The following is a 23,555-nucleotide window of genomic DNA, read 5'->3' as shown; positions in this document are numbered from 1 at the left end:
CGTGCCGCGCACCCCGGGCAACGCTCAGCGGTACGCCTTCGCCTGGAGCGCGAACAACTCCGCGTACAGGCCGGCCGCCGCCGTGAGCGAGGCGTGGTCGCCGGTCTCCACCACCCGCCCGTCCCGGACCACGATGATCAGGTCGGCCATGCGCACCGTGGAGAACCGGTGGGACACGAAGACGGTGATCCCCCCGGTCCTGCGGGCGACCCGCCGCGCGTGGTCGGCGTACCGCTGGAACAGGACGTGCTCCGCCTCGGGGTCCAACGCCGACGTCGGCTCGTCCAGGACGAGGAGCAGGGGAGCCTCCCGCATCATGGCCCGGCCGAGCGCCAGCTTCTGCCACTGGCCCCCGGACGGCTCCGCGCCGTCGGCGTAGCTCTTGCCGAGGTGGGTGCGCAGGCCGTCGGGCAGGTCGCGCACCACGCCGGTGGCGCCGGCGCGGTCCAGCGCCGCGAGGACGGCCGGTTCCGACGACACCCGGGGCAGGTCGCCGAGGCCGACCACCTGCTGGGCCGGGAACTCGTACCGGACGAAGTCCTGGAACCCGGCCGCGATCCGGCCGCGCCACTCGTCCACCGGCATGTGGTGCAGGTCCGCTCCGTCGACCAGGATCCGGCCCTCGGACGGCCGGTAGAACCCGCAGAGCAGCTTGACCAGGGTCGACTTGCCGGCGCCGTTCTCGCCGACGATCGCGACGGTGGCGCCGGCCGGGAGGTGGAGGTCGACCCGGTGCAGCACCGCGACGTCGGTGCCCGGATAGGTGAAGGCCACCCCGGCGAGCTCGATCCCGTCGCGCAGCCGCAGCGGGGGCGACTCGGGACGCGGAGCCGGGTCGGCCGCGGTCACCGACGCGGTGACCTCGGTGAGGCGCCGGTACGCGCCGGCCATCCGCTGGAGGTCCTGCAGGAGCGTGACGGCCGTGGCGACCTGCTGGTTGACCTGCGCGGCGAGCACGATCACCAGCACCACGTCGCCGACCCCGCGCCGTCCCGCGATCGCGTCACGCACCACGAGCAGCACACCCGCGATGTACGCGAGCGCGAAGAAGACCTGTCCCGCCGCGCGCATCCACGTCGCGGTCAGCTGTGCGCGCCACAGCCCCCGCGTGGCCTGCGCCCACAGCCGCTCGTGCCGGGCACGCAGTTCGCCCTGGACCCGGGACACCCTCACCTCGCCCGCCACGCGGGCGGAGGTGGCCAGGTGGAACAGGTTGAGCGCGGTCCTGGTCGGCTCGGCGGTCGCCGTCCTGGCCCGGTCGAGCACCCGTTCGGCCGCGCGACCCGCGAGCAGGGGCGGCACCGCGGCGACGGGCAGCAACAGCAGCAACGGGTTCTGCACGGCCAGCAGCACCCCGGTGAGCACCACGGCGAGGACGAGGCCGACACCGTTGAGGAGCGCTTCGAGACCGGTGCGGAACTGCCTGCCCTCCTGCCGCAGCACGGTCCACGTGTCGGCGTGCTCGGCCCGCTCGTGGTGCTCGATGCCGGCCGAACCGTTCGACACCTCGATCACGCGCTCGTCGAAGTCCAGCTCGGCCAGCTCCGAGAGCTCGTAGTACGCCAGGTGGGCGAAGTGCCCGAAGGCCAGCACCACCAACGCCAGCACGGCGACGGTCACGCCGGCGAGCACCGCCCGCCCCGCGGCGCCCGCGACGACCTCGCGGGTCATCCACCCGAGCGCGGTCGCCAGCAGCGGGGCGGCGACGGCGCCCGCCGTCATCAGGACCACCGCCAGCGCCGTCTTGCGCCGGTTCAACCGCCACGCCGTGGTGATCATGGTCCACGCGCCTGTCAGGAGCACCTTCACGGGACCGGCTCCCCGACCGCGTCGCCGAACCGGTCGGCCTGCAACCGGAACAGCTCCGCGTAACGCCCGTCGCGCGCCAGCAGGTCCGCGTGGCCGCCCTGCTCGGTGACCCGGCCGTGCTCCAGGACGACGATGAGGTCGGCGTGCCGCACGGTCGAGAACCGGTGCGAGATCAGCAGGGTGGTCGCGCCCTCGGCGAGACCCGCGAACTCCTCGAAGAAACCGGTCTCCGCGCGCACGTCCAGGCTCGCCGTCGGTTCGTCCAGCACCACCACCCGTGCACCGTGGCGCAGCGCGAACAACGCGCGCGCCAGCGCGACGCGCTGCCACTGGCCACCCGACAGCTCCGCGCCGTCGGTGAGGTGCCGCGCCAGCGGCGTGTCCAGACCGCGGGGCAGGCGGGCCACGGCTCGGCCCAGGCCGACCGACTCGACCACCTCGCCGATCGTCGCCCGGTCGTCCAGGAAGTCGACGGCGCCGAGCCCGACGTTGTCCGCCACGGACGACTCGTACCGCACGAAGTCCTGGAAGATCACACCGAGCCGGGCGCGCCACTCGTCCACCGGGAACTCCCGGATGTCGACGCCGTCCAGCGTGATCCGACCCGAGGTCGGCTCGTAGAGCCTGGCGAGCAGCTTGACCAGGGTGGTCTTGCCGGCGCCGTTCACGCCCACGATGGCCGTGCAGCGGCCGACGGGGATCGTCAGGTCCAGCCCGTCGAAGATCATCCCGGGCCGGCCGGGGTAGCGGAAGCCGACCTGCTCGAACCGGATGGCGCCGACCGGCTCGGGCACCGCCGACCGCCGCACCGGACCGGGGTGCTCCTCGTGCGCGTCGACGTGCTCGGCGAACCGCCGCACCGAGTCGTAGGCCCTCATGCCGATCGCGGTCGGCAGGTCCGCCTCCGAGTAGTGCTCGGCCAGCCGCAGCAGGCCCAGCGTCGCCGTCGCGACGAGGACGAACCCGGTGAGCGTCATCTCGTGCGCCGTCGCGCCGACGACCGCGAAGACCACGCCCGTCACCACCAGGCCCACGACCGAGAACCGGACGAACGGCCACAGGTAGATGCCGCGGCGCTCGGCCCACAGGGGTTCGAGGAAGCGGAGGTGGGTGTCGCGCAAACGTTGTCGCAGCCAGCCCGCCAGGCCGAAGACCCGGATCTCCTTGCCCGCGGCGGCGCCACCGGCCAGCTCGCGCAGGTAGTCGATCTCGCGCTGGTCGGCGGCGAGCAGCTGCCGGGTCCGGGCGTACCGGCGCAGCCCGCCGCGCTGGCCGTGGCGGAACAGCAGCACGGTGACGACCAGCGCCGCCGACGCCGGCCACGAGAACACCACCCCCACCGCGACCGCGTGGCCGACGAGCTCGGTGTACCGCGCGATCAGCGCGAGCAGGCCGGCAGCCGCCCGGCCGGGGCTCTGCACGCCGAACTCCACCTCCCGCGCGGCGGACCGCAGCGCGTCGAGCGCCCGCTGGTCCTCCAACGGGCCGAGGCCGGGGCTGCGCAGCGACGCGGCCATCAGCTCGTCGAACACCCGACCGTCGATCCGGCGCGTCAGCAACTCGCCCATCGCCCGTTCCACCGGGGAGATCAGCTGCCGGGCGACGAACGCGCCCGCCGCCACCCCGAACACCGCGACCAGCGAGTCCCACGCACCCGAGTCCAGCCCCGCGTCGACGGCCGCCGGCACCCGTCCCAGCACCATCGCCGTCGCCACGGTGAACACCACCGGGAGGCAGCCGAGCAGCACGTCGACCACGACCAGCGCGGCGACCAGCCCGCCGCCGGCACGGGGGAGGAGCCGGACGATGTCCCGTCGTGCGGCGAACTGCTCTCGCGCGGCGCTGGCCCAGGAGCGGATCCTCATGCCGGCCCTCTACCCGGCTGTCAGGTGATCGGCGCAGCGGGGCAGCCCGCGCTCCTCGACGACGTCATTGAACGCCGAGAAGCGGATCGCGGGCACCTCGGTCAGCAGCCGGGTGATCGGCGTCCGGTACTTCTCCGCGATGTAGCGGTAGTTCTCCAGCGCCGACTTGGTGTTGTCGCCGTGGTCCTTGTCGTGCGGGTAGTGGATGGAGCTCGCCTCGCGGATCACGCCGAACCGGGCGCCGTCGCGGTGCAGCCGGTAGGCGAGGTCGAGGTCCTCGCCACCCCACTGCCGGAACGCCTCGTCGTACATGCCGATCGAACGCACCTGCTCCGTGCGCGCCGACGCGTGGCAGGTCCAGTACATCAACCACGGGGCAGGGAGGTGGCCGAAGTCGTCGGAGTACCGACCGTAGAACGGTTCGCGCACGTCCGGCCACGCCTGCGCGCGCTCCAACGACGCGATGGTCGAGTCGACCTCGTCGACGTCCACGAACTTGCGGATGAGCTGGGCGTCCTCGTTGTCGAGGTTGAAGCAGTACACGTACCCGTTGAGCGCCAACGGTTCCTCGGCGGCCTCGTGCGCGGTCACGTGCGCGCGCAGGCTCGCGGAGTGCAGCAGCACGCCGGAGTCGACGAAGACGCAGACCTCGCCGCGGGCGTGCCGCAGACCCACGTTCCGCGCCCGGGCGACCTGGTAGCCCTCGTCGGGCTGGAAGAAGTACCGCAGGTCCAACCGGTCCTCGAACCCCCGCACCATGGCCGCCGTGTCGTCGCTGGAGCCGTCGTCGACGACCAACACCTCGAACCGGTCGCGCGGGAGGTCCTGCTTGACGAGCGAGTCGAGCGTGAGCTCCAGCAACCGCTTCCTGTTGTAGGTCGGGACGATGACCGTGCAACGCAATGGGCTACCCACGAGAGGCTCTCCTTCAGAGGTCCCGCCAAGGCCGTCAGTGGTTTGTCCGTGGTCGGACGCCGTCAGCGCGCCGCCCGCCTTCCGGAACCCGTGTGACGAGGTCGGAGAACCCGGTGGGGCCTCGACGAAGATCCACGCTTCCGGGTGATCCCCCGCCGACCACCGCGCAAGTCTGCCGAGGTTCGTGAGGGTTGGTCAACACTACGGGCGAAGTCCTCGCCCGAGGCCGGTCCCGCCCGCGTCCACGAGGTTGAAGACCGTGTGCGGGTCACGCCCGCCGAACAGCAGCGAGATCACGATCGCGGCCATCGCTTCGAGGTGGTGGGCGTGCCGGAGGTCGCCGACCGGCAGCGGTTCACCGCCGAGGTCGGCGATGAGCCGCCGCGTCATGTCCAGCGCGGTGGCGTGGTCACCGCAGTAGGGGACCACCAGGGGACGGCCGTCGAACACCGGCGGCTCCATCCGCCACACCCGCGCCTCGCAGAGGTTGAACGCCTTGACGACGTGCCCGCCGGTCGCCGACGCGATGTCCTGCGCCATCGACCGACCCGGCGCGGTGACCAGGGTGAAGTGCTCGACCTCGACCGGGTTGTTGCAGTCGACGACCGGCTTGCCGCGCAGCGCGTCGCCGATCCCGGCCAGAGTGGCCGCCATGCCCTGGTGGAGGACCGCGATCAGGGCGATGTCGCCGAACTCGGCCACCTCGCGGAAACTCCCGGCGCGGCCACCCCACTTCCGGGCCAACGCCTCGGCCTTGTCCGCGCTCCGACCCGCGACCATCACCTCGTGGCCGGCCGCCGCCCACCGCGTGCCGAGCGCGTCGGCCATCACCCCGGCACCGAGAACACCGATTCTCATGGCGGCGACGTTAGGCGGACGTGGGGCACCACCCGGTTCCCCGTCACCTGTCGGCCAGGTCGTCCGCGTGCTCCTCCGCCCACCTGGCGAGCACCGACACCGGCCCGAGCAGGCTCTCACCGAGCGGCGTCAGCCGGTACTCGACACCGGCGGGCGCGGTGGCCAGGACCCGTCGCTCCACGAGGTTGTTGCGCTCCAGCTTGCGCAGCGTCTGGGTGAGCATCTTCTTGCTGATCCCACCGATCCGGTCGCGCAGGTCGCTGTAGCGCTGCGGACCGCGCCCCAACCCGAACACCACGACGACCGACCACGTGTCCGCCACCAGGTCCAGCGTCGTGCGTGCGGGACAGTCGGCGAGGAACACGTCGTAGTCACTCACCCGCCACCACCACCCCGCGCGGTCGGCGACTCCTGATCCACCACCGGCACCCACCGTCTCATGACTCGACACCCACCGCTATCACCTATCACCCCTGAGTGAACTGTGGGAAATTCCTCGACTTTTCCGCCCCGGGATGTCGATCTGGGCCCTCGCCGTTCGACGCAAGGGTGACAGGAGAGAACCGAGATGATCCCGGGAGACGACGATGAGGGCTGGACGACGCGAGTGGTCGGGGCTGGCGGTGCTGGCGTTGCCGACGCTGCTGCTGTCGCTGGACATGAGCGTGCTGCACCTGGCGGTCCCCCACCTGGCCGCCGACCTGCGGCCGAGCAGCTCGCAACTGCTGTGGATCATCGACGTCTACGGCTTCATGATCGCGGGTTTCCTGGTCACGATGGGCACCCTGGGTGACCGGATCGGGCGGCGGAAGCTGCTGATGGTCGGCGGTGCCGCGTTCGGCGCGGCGTCCGTCGTGGCGGCGTTCACCACCAGCCCGGAGATGCTGATCGGGGCACGGGCCGTGCTCGGGGTCGCCGGGGCCACGCTGATGCCGTCCACGTTGGCGCTGATCAGCAACATGTTCCAGGACCCCGGCCAGCGCGGGACCGCGATCGCGGTGTGGATGAGCTGCTTCATGGGCGGCATGGTGATCGGGCCGGTGGTCGGTGGCGTGCTGCTGGAGCACTTCTGGTGGGGCTCGGTGTTCCTGATGGCCGTGCCGGTCATGGTGCTGCTGCTGGCCACCGCGCCGAAGCTGCTGCCGGAGTACCGCGACACCGCCGCCGGGCGGCTCGACCTGGCGAGCGTGGCACTGTCGCTGGGCGCGATCCTGCCGATCGTCTACGCCCTCAAGGAGACCGCCAAGGACGGCGTGTCCGTGGTCAAGGTCGTCGTGCTCGCCGTGGGCGTGGCCGTGGGTGTGGCGTTCGTCCGCCGTCAACGCGGCCTGGCCGACCCGGTGCTGGACCTGAAGCTGTTCCGGGTGCGGGCGTTCAGCGCCGCGGTGAGCATCATGCTGGTCGGCGCGCTCACCATGGGCGGTGTCTTCCTGCTGGTCAGCCAGTACCTGCAGATGGTCGCCGGGTTGACCGCCGTGGAAGCCGGCGTCCTGCTGGTGCCCCAGGCCGGTGCGGTCGTGGTCGGATCGCTCATCGCGCCGCGGCTGGCACGACGGTTCCGACCGGAGTTCGTGCTCGGTTTCGGGATGCTCGTCGCCGCGGGCGGGATCGTGCTGTTCACCCAGGCCACCGGCGCCGGCGGGGTCGCGTTCGTCGTGGTCGGCATGTCGATCGCCGGCTTCGGCATGGGTCCGCAGGGCGTGCTGTGCACCGAGATGGTGGTGAGCTCGGTGCCGCCGCAGAAGGCCGGTGCCGCCTCGGCCACGTCGGAGACCAGCGCCGAGTTCGGCATCGCCATGGGGATCGCCGTGTTCGGCAGCATCGCCACCGCCGTCTACCGCGACCAGGTCACCGTTCCCGCCGACGTGCCCGCCGACACCGCCGCTGTGGCGACGGACAGCATGGCCGGCGCCCTCCAAGCCGCGAGCACCCTCCCCCCGGCAGTGTCCGACAACCTCCTCACCACCGCCCGCGACGCCTTCTCCTCGGGCCTGCACACTGTCGCCGTCATCGGCGCCACCATCGTCGTGGCCTTCGCGATCATCGGCATGATCACCCTCCGCCGAACCACCCCCACCACCCCCACACCGCTCCCCGTCCCGGAAACCCACTGACCGGGGGTCCACCTCACAAGCTCGTTCCGGAGGGCGGTCAGCGCCCTTGACAAGTCCGCGGACGCCAGGCTCAATGGGCACTTGTTACGCTACTTTAGTAACAATGAGGTGGGGGATGGCGGACTTCCGGGACGAGGTGGGACGCGGTCGGCTGCGGTGGCTGCTGTTGGCGGTGGCTCCCTTGACGGTCGCGGCAGGGGTGCCGTGGTTGTTGGTGCTGGTCTGCGGCGACCGACTGCCGGAGCGCGCGTACGTCTACGGCTGGTCGCGAGTGGGGCCGCAGTACGCCCACCTCGCGCCCACGTGGTCGTCGTGGAGCGCCGGTTGGTCGTACTGCCTGCTGTACGCGGTGTTGCTCGGGGTCGTGTTCCGGCGGGTTCGGCGGTGGCCCCGACTGCAACGGATGGTGGTCGCCGGTGGCTGGACCGCCGGCACGGTGGCCGCCACCCAGGCGGTCTGCGGTGTGCTGGCCGTGGTGGACGTGCCCGGCTACCCGCCGCACCCGATGGCGAGGTGGTACGACGTGGTGCCGGCGGCGGTCGGGCTGGTCGGTGGCGTCGCGGGCCTGCTGCTGGCGGGGTCCGCACCGGCGTCGCCGGAGACCGCCGACGCTCCGCCGGCCGGACTGCCCGCCAGGCGGCTCGGCCGGACCGAACGGGCGCTGTTCAGCGAAGTGGTGTGGTCCACCAAGGCTCGGGTGGTCGGCGTCCTGTTCCTGTTGTGCGTGCCGGTGGCGATGGTGGTCGTGCAGTCGTTCACGGCCGTGGTGCTGCTGGTGGTGGGACTGTTCGCGGTGCTGCAGTCCACGGCGAGGATCCAGATCGACGGCACCGGGGTGTCGCTGACCCTGCCCCTGCTCGGGCGCGCGCGACGCCGTGTGCCCTACCGGCACGTGCGGTACGCCGAGACGGCCGAGCGCGCCCCGACCGCCGGGTGGGGCCTCGCGGAGAACAAGCGGTACTGGGGGTATGCCGCCGGGCGCGGGCCGGTCATGGTCCTCAGGCTGACCGACGACCGGCCTTTCGTCGCCGCCCTCCGGGACCCCGAGGCGGCCGTCGCACTGGTCAACGGACACCTGGCCCGCGCACGGACCAGCGGCACGACAACGGGGGACTGATCCGCCGATGCTGATCTCCGTCGACCCGTCGTCCCCGGTGGGGCTCGCCGACCAGGTCGCCCGGTCGGTGCGCGCGGGCATCGCCGACGGCTCGGTCCGGCCGGGCGACCGCCTGCCCCCCGCACGCGAAGCCGCCGCGGCGCTCTCCGTCGGCCTGCACACGATCCTGCGCGGCTACCAGCAACTGCGTGACGAAGGGTTGGTCGAGCTGCGCCGAGGCCGCGGAGCCGTCGTCACGGACGCCGGCAACTCGCTGCGAGCCCGCACGGACCAGCTCGCCCGCGACTTCACCTCCGCCTGCCGCCACCTCGGCCTGACCGCCGACCAGACCCTGGCCCTGGTCCGCGACGCCCTGCAACACCCCTGAGCCGTGAAGGTCACCAGTGGGCGGCCCGTGTGCGGCGACCGCTAGTCGAGACGCAGGACGGTTTCCTCGATCTCGGCGTCCCGGGCGGGAGCGTAGGCCACCTCGGTGCCGATGACCGTGAAGCCCGCCTTCCGCAGGACTCTGAGCGATCCGACGTTGTCACTGGCGGCACGGGCGTGCAGGGGCCGGACCCGGACCGTGTCCAGGAGCAGCGCCAGGGCACGGCCGGCGACCCCCTGACCCCAGACCGAACGGTCGATCCAGTAGGTGATCTCGGTGTCACCCTCCATGACGAAGCTGGAGATGCTGCCGACGAGCCGCCCATCGCGGGTCACCGCACGCAGCGTGGTGTCGGGCGAGGCCCTGATCTTCGCCATGTGGGCGTCGAACGCCTCGCGGTCGTCGGGATCCTTCGCGGTGAACGCGGCCATCCGCACCGACTCCGGGTCACGCATCTGCTCGAACAGCGCGTCGAGATCGGAATCCTCGACCGCCCGCAACGCCACCTCTGCCACCGGTGCCCCCTTCATCCCGCTCTGTCTGAGCCTGCGCGGAACGTATCAGCGGCCTCCGACAATCTCGGAGCCGTCACCGGCCGGGGGGACCGCCATGGCCGTCGGCCACGCCCGGAAACGCCGCGGGCACCCTCCACTGTGGGCGTTTTAGCGAAATCCTTACGCCGGGTGGCCCCGTTTTCGGCGCCGGAGGACCGGTTCGCGAGGTTCACTCCACCGTGTGAGGGGGCGGACCTCTCGCCCGAACCGGACACCTGATCGTCAACGGGAGAACTGGCATGACCGACACGCCGCAGTCCGCGGTTCCGGCACGGGTGGACAGCCCGGTTCGACCGGCTGCCCCGTCGTCGCGGTGGGGGCGGTGGTTGTTGGAGCACCGGGTGCACCCGGTGGGGCCCGCCGGCGTCGAGCAGCACGCCAAGCCGACGGCGTGGTGGAAGGTCATGTGCCTGACCGGGGTGGACTACTTCTCCACCCTGTCCTACCTGCCCGGTATCGTGGCGTTGGCGGCCGGTGCGATCTCGCCGTTGGCGACGTTGCTGATCGTGGCGCTGACGCTGTTCGGGATGCTGCCGATGTACCGCCGGGTGGCCGGGGAGAGCCCGCACGGCCAGGGCTCGGTGGCGATGTTGGAGGACCTGCTGCCGTTCTGGCGGGGCAAGTTGTTCGTGTTGGTACTCCTGGGGTTCGTGGCCACGTCGTGGATCATCACGATCACGCTGTCGGCCGCCGACGCTTCGGTGCACGCGCTGGAGAACCCGCGCGCGCCCGACTTCCTGCACGGCCAGGAGGTCCTGGTCACGATCGTGCTGCTGCTCGTGCTGGGTGGCGTGTTCCTGCTCGGGTTCAGCGAGGCGGTCGGCGTGGCCATCCCGCTGGTCGCGGTGTTCCTGCTGCTCAACGCCGTGGTCGTGGTGGCCGGGGTGCTGGAGGTGTTGTCCGGGCCCGTCGTGCTGGACCGGTGGCTGGACGCGTTGACCTCCGGTGGGGGAGGACTGGCCGGTGTCGTCGGCCCGGCGGTCCTGGCGTTCCCGCTGCTGGTGCTGGGCCTGTCCGGGTTCGAGACGGGCGTGAGCATGATGCCCTTGGTGGCGGCCGACGGTCGCACGGAGGCCGAGCGGCTCCAGAGCCGTATCCGCAACACGCGCAAGTTGCTCACGGCGGCCGCGCTGATCATGTCGGTCTACCTGGTCGCGACCAGCTTCGTGACCACGGTCCTGGTGCCGGTGGAGCAGTTCCAGCCCGGTGGCGAGGCCAACGGCCGCGCTCTCGCCTACCTCGCCCACGAGCTGCTCGGCGAGTGGGTCGGCACCGCCTACGACATCAGCAGCATCCTGATCCTGTGGTTCGCGGGCGCGTCCGCGATGGCCGGTCTGATCAACATCGTGCCGCGCTACCTGCCGTCCTACGGCATGGCCCCGGAGTGGGCCCGCGCCGTGCGGCCGGTCGTGCTGGTCTACACCGCCGTCTGCATCCTGATCACGATCGTCTTCCGCGCCGACGTCAACGCCCAAGCGGGCGCCTACGCCACCGGCATCCTGGCCATGATGGTGTCGGCCTCGGTCGCGGTGGCGATCTCCGCCGTGCGCGGGCGGCGGCGCGGCGCGGCGGTCGCCTTCACCCTGCTGACGCTGATCATGGTGTACGCGCTGGTGGAGAACGTGATCGAGAAGCCCGACGGCATCACGATCTCGGCCTTCTTCATCGTCGGCATCATCGCCGTCTCCCTGGTCTCCCGCGTCACCCGCACCACCGAGCTGCGCGCCGACCACATCGAGTTCGACGACGAGGCCCGCCGGTTCATCACCGACTCCATCGCCCACGACGGCGCGCTCACCCTCATCGCCAACCGCCGCCAGGCGGGTGACGCGGCGGAGTACGCCGAGAAGGAGGCCGAGCAGCGGGGCGCGAACCCCGTGCCCGGCCGGGCCGACGTGTTGTTCCTGGAGATCGACGTGGTGGACCCGTCGGCCTTCAGCGACGTGCTCAAGGTCCGCGGCGTCGAGGTCGACGGCCACCGGATCCTGCGAGCCGAAAGCCCCGCGGCGCCCAACGCGATCGCCGCGATCCTGCTGACGTTGCGCGACACCACGGGCGTCCTGCCGCACTGCCACTTCGCGTGGAGCGAGGGCAACCCGCTGGGGCACCTGTTCCGCTACCTCCTCCTGGGCCGCGGCGACACCGCCCCGGTGGTCCGCGAGATCATCCGCACCAACGAACCCGACCCGGGTCGGCGTCCCGGCATCCACGTCGGCGGCTGACCACCCACCCGCCGCCGGGACGCGGCTAGGAGATCCTGCGGCGGTAGGTGATCGTGGCGAGGACGTAGGCGGCGACGAGGAGGCCGACGCACCAGGCGAGGGCGGTCCAGATGTCCCCGCCGATCGGCTGTTGGGTGAACAGGGCGCGGATGGTGTTGACGATGGAGGTCACCGGCTGGTGCTCGGCGAAGGCGCGCACCGGACCGGGCATGGTGTGGGTGGGCACGAACGCGGAGCTGAGGAACGGCAGGAAGATCAGCGGGTAGGAGAACGCGCCCGCGCCGTCGACGGACTTCGCGGTGAGGCCGGGGATGACGGCGAGCCACGTCAACGCCAGGGTGAACAGGAACAGGATGCCCGCGACCGCGAGCCACCCGGCCACTCCCGCGCTGGTGCGGAAACCCATCAGCAGCGCGACGAGCAGGACGACCACGAGCGAGATCAGGTTGGCGACCAGCGAGGTCACCACGTGCGCCCACAGCACCGACGACCGCGCGATCGGCATGGACTGGAACCGCTCGAAGATGCCGCCCTTGAGGTCGAGGAAGAGCCGGAACGCGGTGTAGGAGATGCCCGAGGCGACGGTGATGAGCAGGATGCCGGGCAGCATGTACCGCACGTACGAGTCCGAGCCGGTGTCGATCGCACCGCCGAAGACGTAGACGAACATCAGCATCATGGCGATCGGCATGATCGCGGTGGTGATGATGGTGTCCGGGCTGCGGGCGATGTGGCGCAGCGATCGTCCCAACAGGACGCCCGTGTCACCGAGGAAGTGCTTGGCCATGGTGGTCCCCTACTTCTTGTCGCCGACGAGCGCGAGGAAGACGTCCTCCAGTGTCGGCTGCTTCTCGACGTACTCGACCTCGGCGGGCGGGAGCAGCTGCTTGAGCTCGGCGAGGGTGCCGTTCACGATGATCCGGCCCTCGTGCAGGATCGCGATCCGGTCGGCGAGTTGTTCGGCTTCGTCCAGGTACTGCGTCGTCAGCAGCACCGTCGTGCCCTGGGCGGCGAGTTCCCTGACGGCCTGCCACACCTCGATGCGCCCCTGCGGGTCGAGGCCGGTCGTCGGTTCGTCCAGGAAGATGACCGGCGGGTCCCCGACCAGGCTCATCGCGATGTCGAGGCGGCGGCGCATGCCACCCGAGTACGTCGACACCCTGCGCGTGCCCGCTTCGTTCAGCGAGAAGCGGGCGAGCAGGTCGTCCGCGATCCTGCCGGGGTTCTCGCGGTGCCGCAGCCGGGCGACCAGCACGAGGTTCTCCCGCCCGGTGAGGATCTCGTCCACGGCGGCGAACTGCCCGGTGAGGCTGATGGACTCCCGCACGTCCGCGGCCTGCGTGGCGACGTCGAAGCCGTTGACGGCGATCGTCCCGGCGTCGGCCTTGAGCAGCGTGGACAGGATCTTCACGGCCGTGGTCTTGCCCGCGCCGTTCGAGCCGAGCAGGGCGAAGATGCTGCCTCGCGCCACCTCGAAGTCCACGCCGCGCAACACCTTCAGCGCCTTGTACGACTTCTCCAAGCCCTGCACGCGGATCGCGGGTCCTGCGGTGGTTCGGGTCGTCATGATCGGGTCTCTCCGGATTCTGTCGTCAGCCCGCTTGGTGTCGGCGGCGAGTCGTCCCGTTCCCGGGTGACCCAGCCGCTTCCGAGGTGGCTCTGGTGGCCCGGTCCCGTCAACCGACGGGCTGCTCGCCGCAGAACACCACGTCGAGCAGTCGCCGCAGTGCCGTCGGGAACTCGTTCGCCGGGTTGGTCGCGGCGTCCCCCGTGGTCACCGAGGCGGTCAGGGTCTTGCCGCCGTCGGGCGTGCTGTACATCAGCGCCGCGTAGCCGTTGACGCTGCCGTTGTGGTTGAGGAGCGTGCCGGCGCAGCCCAAGCCCTTGTCCTGTACGTACATCCCGAGGCCGTAGCGGCCGAAGAAGCCCTCGCTCCGGGGGTGCGGCGTGCGCATCTCGGCCAGCAGCGGTGCGGGCAGGAGCCTGCCGCCCTGAAGCGCGGAGAAGAACGCGTGCAGGTCCTCGGTGGTCGAGATCATGTCACCGGCGCTGGAGATCCAGGTCGGGTTCTGCCGGGTGACGTCGACCGTCTTCCACTGCCCGCCGTCCTCGTACCGGTGGTAGCCGTGGGCGTGCGGCCCGGGGATCTCCGCCGAGGCGCCCGGCACCGTCGTGCCGCGCAGCCCGAGCGGCCGCAGGATCCGCCGCTGCACCTCCTCGGCGTAGGAGCGGCCGGTCACCTGCTCGACGAGCAACCTGGCCAGCACGTAGTTGGTGTTGGAGTAGTTCCAGCCCGTCCCCGGCTCGAACCGCGCCGGCCTGGCGAGCGCCAGGCGCACGAGCTCCTCCGGCTGGTAGGTGTGGAACCGCAGGTCCACCCACTCCTTGCCCTGCCAGGGGATCCCCGGCACGACCGTCCCGTCGGGGAAGTACTCACCGGTGAAGTTGAACACCCCGCTGGTGTGCTGCAACAACATCCGCGCCGTGATCCGCCGGTCCAACCCGAACTCCGGCAGGTGGTCGGCCACCGGGTCGTCCAACCCGATCCTGCCCTCGGCCACCAGCTGCAGGAGCAGGGTCGCGGTGAAGGTCTTGGTAGCGCTGCCGATCCGGAACCGGCCGTTCGTCGGCGGCTTCGCCGTCTTGCCCAGCTCGCGCACCCCGGCACTGCCGACCCAAGCGCCCCGCTGATCGTGCACGCGCACCTGCACCCCGGCGAAACCGGCGTCGACGAACGCCTGGACGGCCTGCCGCAGCTCCGGGCGATCCCGCGCGGCGGCGGCCTCCGGCACGGCGCCACCGGCCGCGGTCACCCCGGCCAGGAGCGTGGCCGCCAGCGCCACGGCCCCCACTCGCCGGACCACGCGCGGCACGCGGAACCTGCTGGGCTTGCTGTCCCTGGTCATTCCCGAAACCCCCGGTGCTGTCGCGGAACGGCCCTCGCGGTCCCGCGATCGGTGAACTGATGACGGGGTCCACGTTCACCGACCGCCCTGACACCGGGCAGTCACGGCCCTGACACGAGGTCGCCACACCGGCGCCCGCGGAGCGGCTCGCATCGTCCACTACTCGGTGGTACGTTGTAGTGGTACTCGGTGTCACGGAGTACCGCGGACTGAAGAGGGCCCACGTTGGACGACCTGACGGAGATGCTCAAGGGCACGCTTGAGGGCTGCGTGCTCGAGATCATCGGCAGCGAGGAGACCTACGGGTACGCCATCACGCGCCGGCTGAACGAGCTCGGCTTCACCGAGGTCGTCGAGGGGACGGTCTACACCATCCTGCTGCGACTGGAGCGCAACGGGCTCGTCCAGGTGACGAAACGACCGTCCGGGCTGGGCCCACCGCGGAAGTTCTACGCGCTCAACGAGGCCGGCCGCGAGCGGCTCGCGACGTTCTGGGCGAAGTGGGAGTACGTCACATCGAGGATCGACAAGCTCAGGGAGGGTGGGAGATGAACTTCTGGGAGACCGTCACCGGCAGCGACCTCACCAGGGAGTGGAAGGCGTTCGAAGCCAGGGCCGAGGCGTTGCCGGCCGACTACCGGGCGGCGTGGGCCCAGGTCAAGGGTCACCTGCTGCCGTACTCGGACTTCACCGGTCGGAACCTGATGCCGATCGTCGACGGTGTGCTGGGGCTGCTCGAAGAAGCGGCGGCCGACGGGCAGGGCATCCACGAGGTGCTGGGTGACGACATCAAGGGCTTCTGCGCGGCGCTGGCCGGCGGAGAAGGGGCTCGGAGCCATCGGGACCGGTGGCGCGAGCAGTTGAACAGGAACGTCGCGAGGAAACTGGCCTGGCTGGGAGGCTGAAGTGGGCATTCAGGACATCATCGAGGGCAAGAAGCAGTGGCGGGCGCACGTGGCACGGGTCAAGGCGCTGCCGCCGGACTACCGGGTCGTCTACGAGGAGATGCAGAGGTACTTCTTCAAGGTGGGACCGGTCGACCTGCACGACGGGCCCCTGCTGCCCGGGATCGTCGACTTCTTCGAGCAGGGCGCCGCGGCCGGCAAGGGAGTGCTGGAACTCGTCGGCGACGACGTCGCCGCCTTCTGCGACGACCTGGTCAAGGACTCGCGCACGTACGCGGACGTGTACCAGGAGTCCATCGGCGGGAAAGCCGGTACGGCCGGGAAGTGACGCTCGGAGATCACCGGCACGGGCCGAGCAGCGGATCGCCGGGCGGCTCGTCGACGGTGGTTCACTCCTCCCAGTCCGAGGTCGTGGCGAAGCGTCGTCGCCATTGCCGAACGCCGTCGCTGTCGGGTGCCCACCGTCGGGTGAAGTCCTCCAGCTCGCGGCACCTGGCCAGCATGACCGCCTTCCTCACCGGCCAGGGCGGGGCCGGGACGCCGTAGCCGGCGTAGAAGCGTTCCAGCCCCTCGACGTGGCGGGGGTGGTGCATCCGGATGATCCACTCGCACCACGCGAGGTCTTCGACGGCGTCGCCGAGGTGGGCGAACTCCCAGTCCAGGACGGCGGTGACCTGGAAGGTGGCCGGGTCGAGCAGCACGTTGTTCGGGCCGTAGTCGCCGTGGACGAGCACCTTCCCCCGCTCGGCCCTGGTGCCGGCGTTCAGGTCGAGGGTGTGGATCCGGCGGAGCGTGGCTCCGCACGCGCTCAACACGGCATCGGCGTGGCCCGCGTCGATGAGGTCCTGACCGTGTGCGCCGGCGACGAACCCCAGCCTCAGGCCGTGGTCCTCGGCGCCGTGGATCGGTGGCACCGGAACTCGTCCCTGGAGTCGGCCGAGGATCAGCCGTTCCCGCGCGTGCCGGCGCCGGGCGTCCGGGCCCGCATAGGTCTTGTGGACCACGGTCCCGTCACCGACGGTGTGATTGGTGTAGCCGTGCGGCAGCGGTTGCACCGGTGCATCCTGGCCGGTCCGGGGCGGGGCACGCCACCTCTTTGGCCGGGAGCACCATGCCCTGCGCGGCCCATGCGAGAAGCCCGGCCCCGAGATCGGGACCGGGCTTCCGGCCTGCACGTGCGGCTGGTGGGTTCCGGCGGATCCCCCCGGCGTCAGGCCAGTTGCGTGATGACGATGCCGGCGGGCCCGCTGGAACTGGTGACGCCTTCCGGCGTGAAGCACCGCTCCGGCGTGGTGTTGAGCACGACCGCGGTCATGACGACCGCGGCGCCGGTGAACCTGCCGGCGATCACGCTGCCCTGGTACACGACCACGGTCTCGTTGGCCGGCCGCAGCACCACAACCCCCGCCGCGGCCACGGTGCTCGTCTCGCCGGTGTTCCAGGTGATGGTCACCATGATGGAGACGCTCCCGGCCAGGCAGGAGATCAGTCCGGTCACGACGATCGCGTACCCGCCGGAGGTGATCTCCGGCGACCCGCTGGACACGCACGGGCCGTAGTCCGCGCGGGAGGTGATCGTGACGGGCCTGATCTGCGCGGTCACACCGGGCTGGAAGGTGTTGGCGCCGGTTCCCACGCACGACAGCAACTCGGTGCCCGCCGCCTGGGCCGCGGGCGCGGTGGCCACCAGCCCGGCCGCGGCCGTGACCGCGACGAGGACGCCCGCGACGGATCGCCGCAGGCCCGACAACGAATTCCTGATCCCATTCGTACTCATCCGAGGCGCCTCCGTGAACCCGGAACGGCAAGTGGATCGCCACTGTAACCCCGTGCCCGCGCGCCGATTAGGTGAAATGTCGTGACACTCTCCGTGGATGTTGCGGGCGTTGGAGCCGCAGTTTTCGTTGCCAGGGTGACCAGGGCCAAGCGACCGCACCATCACTCGACAGTCGAATTCCCGAGGCTCCGTCGCTCATTGAACGAGCATCCGTCCACAAACGTGGGGAACTACGGATGAGCCGACCACCGGCGGTGCTCTCACCCACCGCGAATTGCGTCGTACCGGAGCACGCGTGCCGCGTCGACCATCGCGGGAAGGTCCGTCACGCCGGTTCCACGGGTAGCCACAGCTCGCACGTCGCGGTGCTGAAGTCGTCCGCGCGGTCGAGGACCGTGACGATCGACGGGCCCGGTCGCAGGCGCCACGGGTTGGAGGGGAACCACTCGGTCGCGGTCGCGGCCCAGGTGGTCTGCAACGCCTGCGGGTACGGACCGGCGGTGCGGAAGATTGCCCACCTGCCCGCCGGCACCTCGATGCCGTCGAGGTCGTCGGGGACCGCCGTGTCGGGGGTGACGGCGACGCCGTGCAGGTAGGTCAGCTCACTGCCCTCGGCGGCGTCGGGGTCGACGTCGTCGCTGACCTGGAGCAGGCCGGCCGGCTCGGTGTCGCCGAGGGCTTTGAGCCGGAGGTGCTCCTCCTGAGGCAGTGCGGTGATGTGCTGCTGGATGTGCGGGTTGACGCCGTGGTGGATGAGCGGCACGCGGGTGGCGTGCCCGACGAGCCGGAACGCGGGCCGGTCGGTGATGCGGGTGTCCACGGGGTTACTCCCTTCGACGGTCAGGCGGAACCTGAGCTGCGGTTGTGTGCGAAGAGGGCCTCCGTCACGGCGGACGTCACCCGGGTTGGCGCCGTGGACGGCCCGGAACGCGCGTCCGAACGCCTCGGTCGAGCCGTACCCGTGCCGGACGGCGATGCCCAGCAGGTCGTCCTCGCCCCTGACGACGTCCGCCGCGGCGACGGTCATGCGCCGCCGCCGCACGTACTCCGACAGCGGCATGCCCGCCAACGACGAGAACATCCGGCGCAGGTGGTACCCGGTCGTGCCGACCTCCCTGGCCAACGCGTCGACGTCGTACTCCTCGCCCAAGTGCCCCTCGACGAGGTCGACGAGCCGGTTGAGTGCCGAGATCATGAGGCCTCCTTCCACCACCAACCCTGCCCGCCCCCACCCCGACCGCGCCCGACCGCAGCGAACCGATCCGATCACCTCCCGGACCGACACGCAGCGGACGCGCCCTCATTCCCCCGATCGAGCCCTAGCCGACGTCCGCTTCTGCGACATGCGGAACGGTCCTCAGGGCGTGCGGAACAGCTCGATCATCGCGGCGTACCCGTCCCCGCCGCGGCCGTCGGCGACGGCTCGTCCGGCCAACCCCGCGATGAACCTCGGCAACTCGGCGTTCACCCCGCCCGCCTCGCTCTCCCGGACCAGGTACCCCATCGCAGCCAGGTGTGAGTCGATCGTCGCGTCCGCCCCCGGGTACGCCCCTTCGTCGACCTGTTCCGCATACCCGGCCAACCAGCCGGCCGCCGTCGTGATGTTGCGCCGCGCGAACGGGACGAAGGCCGAAGCCCGCACGCCCGCCGCCCCCAACAGGGCCGCGCCGTGCAGGAAGCCGTTGAGCACGCTCCACATCAGGCTGACCCCGGCTCCGGCGTACAACGTCGACAGCCCGTGGTCGGCCCCGAGGTACACCGGCTCGCCCAGGACGCGCAGAACCTCCTCGTGCGCCTCGAACGCCGAACGCGGCCCGCTGTACAGGACCAACGCCTCGGCGCCGATGTCCTGCGGCATCCCCATGAGCGCCCGCGAGGTAGTCGTCCACCCCTTCCAGCCCGGCGATCTCCCGCATCTCCACCGATGTGGCCGAGGTCAGGTTCACCAGCAGCTTGCCCTCAAGCCCACCGCCCACCGACCGCAGCAACCCCCTCACCACGTCGTGATCGGCGACGCAGACCACCACCACCGACCCGGCCGCCACGGCCGCCTCGACCGAATCGACGACCGCGGCCCCCTCGGCGACCAACCGCCCGGCTTTCCCGGCAGTCCGGTTCCACACCGTCGTAGGACACCCGGCCCGCACGAACGCCCCCGCCAACGCCTGCCCCATCGAACCCAGCCCGACCACCGCCACCGACTTCTCCACACCCATCGTCGTCTCCCTCGACCCACGCGGAACCGATACCGGGATCCTGAACGTTCACACCGGTATGAAGGTCAAGGGCGAGCCGGAATGCTGATCGGGGAACTGAGCCGCCGCACCGGCGTCCGCACCCACCAACTCCGCTACTACGAAGCACAAGGCCTGCTCGAACCCGACCGGAGCACGGGCGGCTACCGCGAGTACACCGAGGACGCGGTCCTGACGGTCAACCAGATCACGAAACTGCTCGGCGCGGGCCTCTCGACCGAGGAAATCGCCTATATGCTCCCGTGCACCACAGGCCCGGTCCCCACCCTGGCGCCCTGTCCGGAACTCCTCGACGGCCTCCGCGCCCGCCTTCAGGCGCTGGACGACCGGCTCACCGCACTCACCCGGTCCCGCGAAGCCCTCGCCGACTACATCGCCGCCACCGAACGCTCGACAGCCCCCACACCGAGCCGGTGATGTCAACGACGACATCGCCGAAGCCGTCGCGCCGACCCCACGTCGAGCGTGTTTCGACGACCGCAGCGCGGGCAGCCGGGCACAGCGCGACCGCGACGGCGTGGCATGCCGCTGATCGGGCGTCAAGGCGCAGCGGGGCGGTCGGGCGGTGGTGGTGGGGGTTCGAGCGACTTCCACGTGAGTTCGGGCAGTGGGCCGCTGGTGATGTCGAGGTCTGCGCGGGCACGGGCGTAGAACTCGTTGCGCAGTCGCATGGCACTTCGGTAGGCGTCGGTGAATGAGGACGAGTCGGGGTCGTCCTCGCGCAGGATGTGCTCCAGTCGCCACACCTGCTCACTCCACGTTCGTGCGGCGTCGATCGTCGTCGGCTCGCCGAGGAGCAGGACGGTCTCCCACCGCGCGGCTCGTTCGGTCTCCGCCTCCGCGAGGTCCGTGAACGCGGAGTCGAGGTCGATGGGCTGACCCGTGGACAGCAGCCCCTTGGTCTCCGCGATCCTGCGGCACAGCCGGACCATGTGCTTGACCGCGTTGGCGTACTCCGAATACGCGAGGAGGCGTTTGTCGTCCCAGCGGGCGGACTGCGCTCGTCGCCAACGGGTCCGCTCGGTGGTGGAGGTGACGACGAACGTGGCGGCTGAGCCGAGCAGGACACCGACGATGGTCAACACCTGCGCAACAATCGGGTTCACGGAACACAGCCTGCCGGCTCTCCGGACGACCAGGCGCTCGTTCGACGGCGAGCGGACGCCGACCCGAGTCGTCGGCACCAGGCCCGTCCCCGCCCGGTGTGGTGCGGCGGGCAACGCACTCCCACGCCGACGGGCGGATGTGTCGCGTGACCGACAGGAGGACGGGCGTGGTGTGGGACAGCGGCGGGTCGAAGTGGATCCGAACACGGTTGGTTGACGAGATCGTCGACCATCCGGTGCCCGGCCTTGGTGGTCGTGTTTCCAGCGGAAGCCTGCGTTGTTCCTAGCATGGTGGGATGGAGGACATCGAGGCGATCGTCGTGCTGCAGGACCCCGTCCGGCGGCAGCTGTACGAGTACGTGGTCGCCCAGGACCACGAGGTGAGCCGGAACGAGGCGGCCGAGGGTGTCGGGGTCGGTCGCACGCTCGCCGCGTTCCACCTCGACAAGCTCGTCGACGCCGGGCTGCTCGTCACCGAGAGCCGTCGACTCACCGGGCGTTCGGGCCCGGGTGCCGGGCGGCCGGCCAAGCTCTACCGCCGGTCCGGCGTCGAACACCACGTCTCGGTCCCGGCCCGGGACTACCGCACCGCCGCCGACCTGCTGGCCGCGGTGGCGGACGGCGCCCGGCTGGATGTCGAGCTGCGGGCCGCCGCCGTGCGGGAAGGACGGGCCGCGCGGGCCGCCGCCGGACCGATCGAGGACCTCGACGCGGTGCGGGCCGTGCTGTCCGTGCGCGGCTACGAGCCGCGCACGGACGCGGACGGCGCCGTCCTCCGCCTGGTCAACTGCCCGTTCCACGCCCTCTCGGAGCGGCATCCCGCGCTGATCTGCGGCATGAACCTGGCGCTGGTGGAAGGTCTGGTCGAGGACATCGAAGGGCTGCGGGCCCGCATGGATCCGCAACCCGGGACGTGCTGCGTCACCGTCGAGACTTCTAAAAATAATGTCGATTGACATAGAAGGGTGGGGGGTGGTGAGGTGAGTGGTATGGCCGGACACCACCTCGCCCAGCTCAACGTGGGCACCCTGAGGCACCCGCTGGACGATCCGCGCACGCACGGCTTCACGTCGATGCTGGACACCTTGAACGACGTCGCCGACCGGTCGCCCGGGTTCGTGTGGCGACTGGTCGGCGACGAGAGCAACGACGCCACCGCGATCCGGACCACCCTCGGCGCGGACGTCATCGTGAACATGTCGGTCTGGGAGAGTCGCGACAGCCTGTGGGACTACGTCTACCGCAGCGGTCACCTGGACGTGCTCCGGCGCCGCGCCGAGTGGTTCGAGCTGCCGAAGACGGCGTTCCAGGTGATGTGGTGGATCCCGGCCGGCCACGTGCCCACCGTCGAGGAGGCGGTCGAGCGGCTGCAACACTTGCGCGCCCACGGCCCGTCACCCCGCGCCTTCGGGTTCAGGGACACGTACACGCCCGAGGACGCGGGACTCGGCGTCGCAACCACCGACGGACACGACCAAGGCCCGGACCTCAGGCTGAGCGCCACCGGGTGACCAGCACCGTCCGATGCACGACCGCGAGGTCAGGGCCGGACGACCGACTTCTCCCGGCCGGCAATGGCCGACCGTCACCCCGCCGAGGCACCCTTCTGCCGCTGTCGGGGTGCTGAGCAACACTCACTTCTGCCGACTCGCCACCCGTCCGACGGAGGCGCCGACATGCCGCGGTGTGATTGGCGGCGGTGGTGGAGGTTCAGGGGACCGGGTGCGCCGGGTTCTCCCGGCACCCGGTGGTGACCGGAGGCTGGAGCCCGCCGGTCATCTACGACATCGAGGGAAGTCCCGCCCGCCGCGCTGTTCACCGAGCGCATCGCCCGGGAGTTGGTGCGGCTACCGGACCACCGCACAAGTGCGCCTTCGTCTGGTTGGATCACCGGGTGGCTGACGGGTACCCGAGGGTGTTGGCGGACCGCGAGGTCCTGGTCGTGCGCGACGGCCAGGAGGGCCGGGCTCCGTTGCGGGCCTGGCTGGACGGATACGAGGGGCCGTGGCCCCGATACCGGATCGAGTTGGAGCTGCGCAAGGACTTGTTCACCGCCACCGGCCCGGACCTGTTCGAGGCGTTGACCCGGCTGCGGCGGCAGGTGGAGCCGCTCGGGGTGGCGGTGGCGGTGCAGGGCGCGCGGCGTGACGTGTGGCCCAGTGGGATGGCCCGGGACATGGGCGGCGGGCAGAAGGCGTACGTGATGCGGCCGGGCCGCAACGCCGAGCTGTCCGACCTGGTGCCGACTCTGGACGACGCCCCGGTGGACCTGCTCGGCACCATCGCCGAGCAGGAGGCGAGCCGGGACGCTTGGTTCGCTTCGCCCAAGCAGTCCTAGGTCTGCCCTGGACCGGCTCCCGGGCCCGGCCGCGCTCCTGTTCCACTACGACCCGCACGGTTCGGAAGCAGCGGATCGCCACTTGATCTTGCTTCGTTGAGGTTCGACCGGATCATGCTGGTTGTGGGGTGGTCGGGACCCAACACCCGCTCGGCGTCGGTGAGGGTGGCCTCGAACAGTGTGATCGCCCGACCCGGTTCACCCGCCGACTGGTAGGCGGAGGCGAGGTTGTTGCGCGAGACGAGCGTGTCGGGGTGGGCGGGACCCAACACTCGTTGGCGGTCGGTGAGGGTGGCTTCGTACAGTGTGATTGCCCGATCCAGATCACCCGCCGACTGGTGGGCGCCGGCCAGGTTGTTGCGCGAGACGAGCGTGTCGGGGTGGGCGGGACCCAACACTCGTTGGCGGTCGGTGAGGGTGGCTTCGTACAGTGTGATTGCCCGATCC

Annotated in this window: 26 protein-coding genes and 1 pseudogene; 11 read left to right on the top strand and 16 right to left on the bottom strand. The window is 70.9% G+C overall.

All coding sequences use genetic code 11. The annotated features are described in order from the left end of the window. Positions 1–24: 24 nt before the first annotated feature. The 5 genes from AB0K14_RS21395 to AB0K14_RS21375 form a co-directional block, all read right to left on the bottom strand. Positions 25–1,809 (bottom strand): ABC transporter ATP-binding protein, encoded by a 1,785-nt coding sequence (locus tag AB0K14_RS21395; RefSeq protein ID WP_360462261.1) that lies wholly within the window; start codon positions 1,807–1,809, stop codon positions 25–27. Then, positions 1,806–3,674, bottom strand: a complete 1,869-nt coding sequence (locus AB0K14_RS21390) for an ABC transporter ATP-binding protein (protein ID WP_360462264.1) — start codon at positions 3,672–3,674, stop codon at positions 1,806–1,808. The genes AB0K14_RS21395 and AB0K14_RS21390 overlap by 4 nt, the downstream gene beginning before the upstream one ends. Before the next feature lie 9 nt (positions 3,675–3,683). After that, positions 3,684–4,589 (bottom strand): glycosyltransferase, encoded by a 906-nt coding sequence (locus tag AB0K14_RS21385; RefSeq protein WP_360462267.1) that lies wholly within the window; start codon positions 4,587–4,589, stop codon positions 3,684–3,686. Positions 4,590–4,790: 201 nt separating this feature from the next. After that, positions 4,791–5,447, bottom strand: a complete 657-nt coding sequence (locus AB0K14_RS21380; RefSeq protein ID WP_360462270.1) for an NAD(P)-binding domain-containing protein — start codon at positions 5,445–5,447, stop codon at positions 4,791–4,793. 43 nt (positions 5,448–5,490) lie between these two features. Next, positions 5,491–5,826 (bottom strand): helix-turn-helix domain-containing protein, encoded by a 336-nt coding sequence (locus tag AB0K14_RS21375; protein ID WP_360462273.1) that lies wholly within the window; start codon positions 5,824–5,826, stop codon positions 5,491–5,493. A gap of 208 nt (positions 5,827–6,034) precedes the next feature. Between AB0K14_RS21375 and AB0K14_RS21370 the strand changes: the two genes are divergently transcribed. The 3 genes from AB0K14_RS21370 (at position 6,035) to AB0K14_RS21360 (ending at position 9,045) form a co-directional block, all read left to right on the top strand. Further along, entirely contained in the window at positions 6,035–7,561 is a 1,527-nt protein-coding gene (locus AB0K14_RS21370; protein ID WP_364338533.1) for an MFS transporter, read from the top strand. Between the two features lie 103 nt (positions 7,562–7,664). Further along, on the top strand, positions 7,665–8,678 hold the full coding sequence (locus AB0K14_RS21365; protein WP_360463115.1) for a hypothetical protein: 1,014 nt from the start codon (positions 7,665–7,667) through the stop codon (positions 8,676–8,678). Positions 8,679–8,685: 7 nt separating this feature from the next. Continuing rightward, a complete protein-coding gene (locus tag AB0K14_RS21360) occupies positions 8,686–9,045 on the top strand; it encodes a GntR family transcriptional regulator (RefSeq protein ID WP_360463118.1) in 360 nt (119 codons plus the stop codon). Between the two features lie 41 nt (positions 9,046–9,086). Here AB0K14_RS21360 and AB0K14_RS21355 read toward each other — a convergent pair whose 3' ends face one another. Then, positions 9,087–9,560 (bottom strand): GNAT family N-acetyltransferase, encoded by a 474-nt coding sequence (locus tag AB0K14_RS21355; protein WP_360463121.1) that lies wholly within the window; start codon positions 9,558–9,560, stop codon positions 9,087–9,089. A gap of 278 nt (positions 9,561–9,838) precedes the next feature. Here AB0K14_RS21355 and AB0K14_RS21350 point away from each other — a divergent pair, with 278 nt between their 5' ends. Further along, positions 9,839–11,821 (top strand): amino acid transporter, encoded by a 1,983-nt coding sequence (locus AB0K14_RS21350; RefSeq protein WP_360463123.1) that lies wholly within the window; start codon positions 9,839–9,841, stop codon positions 11,819–11,821. Positions 11,822–11,846: 25 nt separating this feature from the next. On the opposite strand, the gene AB0K14_RS21345 is transcribed toward AB0K14_RS21350, so the two are convergent. The 3 genes from AB0K14_RS21345 to AB0K14_RS21335 all read right to left on the bottom strand — a co-directional run bounded on the left by AB0K14_RS21345 (position 11,847) and on the right by AB0K14_RS21335 (position 14,727). After that, the gene (locus tag AB0K14_RS21345; RefSeq protein WP_360463126.1) at positions 11,847–12,608 is read right to left on the bottom strand and encodes an ABC transporter permease; all 762 of its coding nucleotides are present in this window, start codon (positions 12,606–12,608) and stop codon (positions 11,847–11,849) included. 9 nt (positions 12,609–12,617) lie between these two features. After that, positions 12,618–13,388, bottom strand: a complete 771-nt coding sequence (locus AB0K14_RS21340; protein WP_360463127.1) for an ABC transporter ATP-binding protein — start codon at positions 13,386–13,388, stop codon at positions 12,618–12,620. Positions 13,389–13,497: 109 nt separating this feature from the next. Then, a complete protein-coding gene (locus AB0K14_RS21335; protein ID WP_360463130.1) occupies positions 13,498–14,727 on the bottom strand; it encodes a serine hydrolase domain-containing protein in 1,230 nt (409 codons plus the stop codon). 225 nt (positions 14,728–14,952) lie between these two features. Here AB0K14_RS21335 and AB0K14_RS21330 point away from each other — a divergent pair, with 225 nt between their 5' ends. Genes AB0K14_RS21330 through AB0K14_RS21320 form a run of 3 tightly spaced genes read left to right on the top strand, consistent with a single transcriptional unit; the run spans position 14,953 to position 15,960 of the window. After that, positions 14,953–15,279 (top strand): PadR family transcriptional regulator, encoded by a 327-nt coding sequence (locus AB0K14_RS21330; protein WP_360463133.1) that lies wholly within the window; start codon positions 14,953–14,955, stop codon positions 15,277–15,279. Continuing rightward, positions 15,276–15,632, top strand: a complete 357-nt coding sequence (locus AB0K14_RS21325) for a DUF1048 domain-containing protein (RefSeq protein WP_360463136.1) — start codon at positions 15,276–15,278, stop codon at positions 15,630–15,632. Before AB0K14_RS21330 ends, AB0K14_RS21325 begins: the two co-directional genes overlap by 4 nt. Before the next feature lies 1 nt (position 15,633). After that, complete coding sequence (locus AB0K14_RS21320) at positions 15,634–15,960, top strand: DUF1048 domain-containing protein (RefSeq protein ID WP_360463139.1); 327 nt, start codon at positions 15,634–15,636, stop codon at positions 15,958–15,960. A gap of 61 nt (positions 15,961–16,021) precedes the next feature. Here AB0K14_RS21320 and AB0K14_RS21315 read toward each other — a convergent pair whose 3' ends face one another. The 5 genes and pseudogenes from AB0K14_RS21315 to AB0K14_RS21295 all read right to left on the bottom strand — a co-directional run. Further along, entirely contained in the window at positions 16,022–16,687 is a 666-nt protein-coding gene (locus tag AB0K14_RS21315) for a phosphotransferase (RefSeq protein ID WP_360463141.1), read from the bottom strand. Positions 16,688–16,842: 155 nt separating this feature from the next. After that, positions 16,843–17,409, bottom strand: coding sequence for a hypothetical protein (locus tag AB0K14_RS21310; protein WP_360463144.1), 567 nt, complete (start codon positions 17,407–17,409; stop codon positions 16,843–16,845). Positions 17,410–17,734: 325 nt separating this feature from the next. Beyond that, positions 17,735–18,604 (bottom strand): AraC family transcriptional regulator, encoded by an 870-nt coding sequence (locus tag AB0K14_RS21305; protein ID WP_360463147.1) that lies wholly within the window; start codon positions 18,602–18,604, stop codon positions 17,735–17,737. A 162-nt stretch (positions 18,605–18,766) separates the two neighbouring features. Continuing rightward, on the bottom strand, positions 18,767–19,273 hold the full coding sequence (locus AB0K14_RS21300) for a hypothetical protein (RefSeq protein ID WP_360463150.1): 507 nt from the start codon (positions 19,271–19,273) through the stop codon (positions 18,767–18,769). Between the two features lie 100 nt (positions 19,274–19,373). Continuing rightward, positions 19,374–19,583 (bottom strand): annotated as a pseudogene (locus tag AB0K14_RS21295) (NAD(P)-binding domain-containing protein); the annotation flags it as partial. A gap of 123 nt (positions 19,584–19,706) precedes the next feature. On the opposite strand from AB0K14_RS21295, the gene AB0K14_RS21290 reads away from it, so the two are divergent. Then, positions 19,707–20,081, top strand: a complete 375-nt coding sequence (locus tag AB0K14_RS21290) for a MerR family transcriptional regulator (protein ID WP_360463153.1) — start codon at positions 19,707–19,709, stop codon at positions 20,079–20,081. Between the two features lie 122 nt (positions 20,082–20,203). Here the strand turns inward: AB0K14_RS21290 and AB0K14_RS21285 are convergent, their stop codons facing one another. Continuing rightward, complete coding sequence (locus AB0K14_RS21285) at positions 20,204–20,770, bottom strand: hypothetical protein (protein WP_360463156.1); 567 nt, start codon at positions 20,768–20,770, stop codon at positions 20,204–20,206. A gap of 296 nt (positions 20,771–21,066) precedes the next feature. Here AB0K14_RS21285 and AB0K14_RS21280 point away from each other — a divergent pair, with 296 nt between their 5' ends. The 3 genes from AB0K14_RS21280 (at position 21,067) to AB0K14_RS21270 (ending at position 23,108) form a co-directional block, all read left to right on the top strand. Then, positions 21,067–21,726 carry a helix-turn-helix domain-containing protein gene (locus AB0K14_RS21280; RefSeq protein ID WP_360463159.1) on the top strand — a complete coding sequence of 220 codons (660 nt, stop codon included), beginning with the start codon at positions 21,067–21,069 and terminating at the stop codon, positions 21,724–21,726. Positions 21,727–21,759: 33 nt separating this feature from the next. Then, positions 21,760–22,281, top strand: a complete 522-nt coding sequence (locus AB0K14_RS21275) for a DUF3291 domain-containing protein (protein ID WP_360463162.1) — start codon at positions 21,760–21,762, stop codon at positions 22,279–22,281. Positions 22,282–22,664: 383 nt separating this feature from the next. Beyond that, the gene (locus AB0K14_RS21270) at positions 22,665–23,108 is read left to right on the top strand and encodes a hypothetical protein (protein ID WP_360463165.1); all 444 of its coding nucleotides are present in this window, start codon (positions 22,665–22,667) and stop codon (positions 23,106–23,108) included. On the opposite strand, the gene AB0K14_RS21265 is transcribed toward AB0K14_RS21270, so the two are convergent. After that, positions 23,105–23,555 (bottom strand): tetratricopeptide repeat protein (locus AB0K14_RS21265; protein WP_364338526.1); only part of this gene is annotated, 451 nt, incomplete at its 5' end. The two genes, AB0K14_RS21270 and AB0K14_RS21265, sit on opposite strands and share 4 nt — an antisense overlap.

The sequence above is a fragment of the Actinosynnema sp. NPDC050801 genome, assembly GCF_040673975.1.
GTDB lineage: Bacteria > Actinomycetota > Actinomycetes > Mycobacteriales > Pseudonocardiaceae > Actinosynnema.
This window is presented reverse-complemented; position numbering and strand designations above follow the sequence as displayed.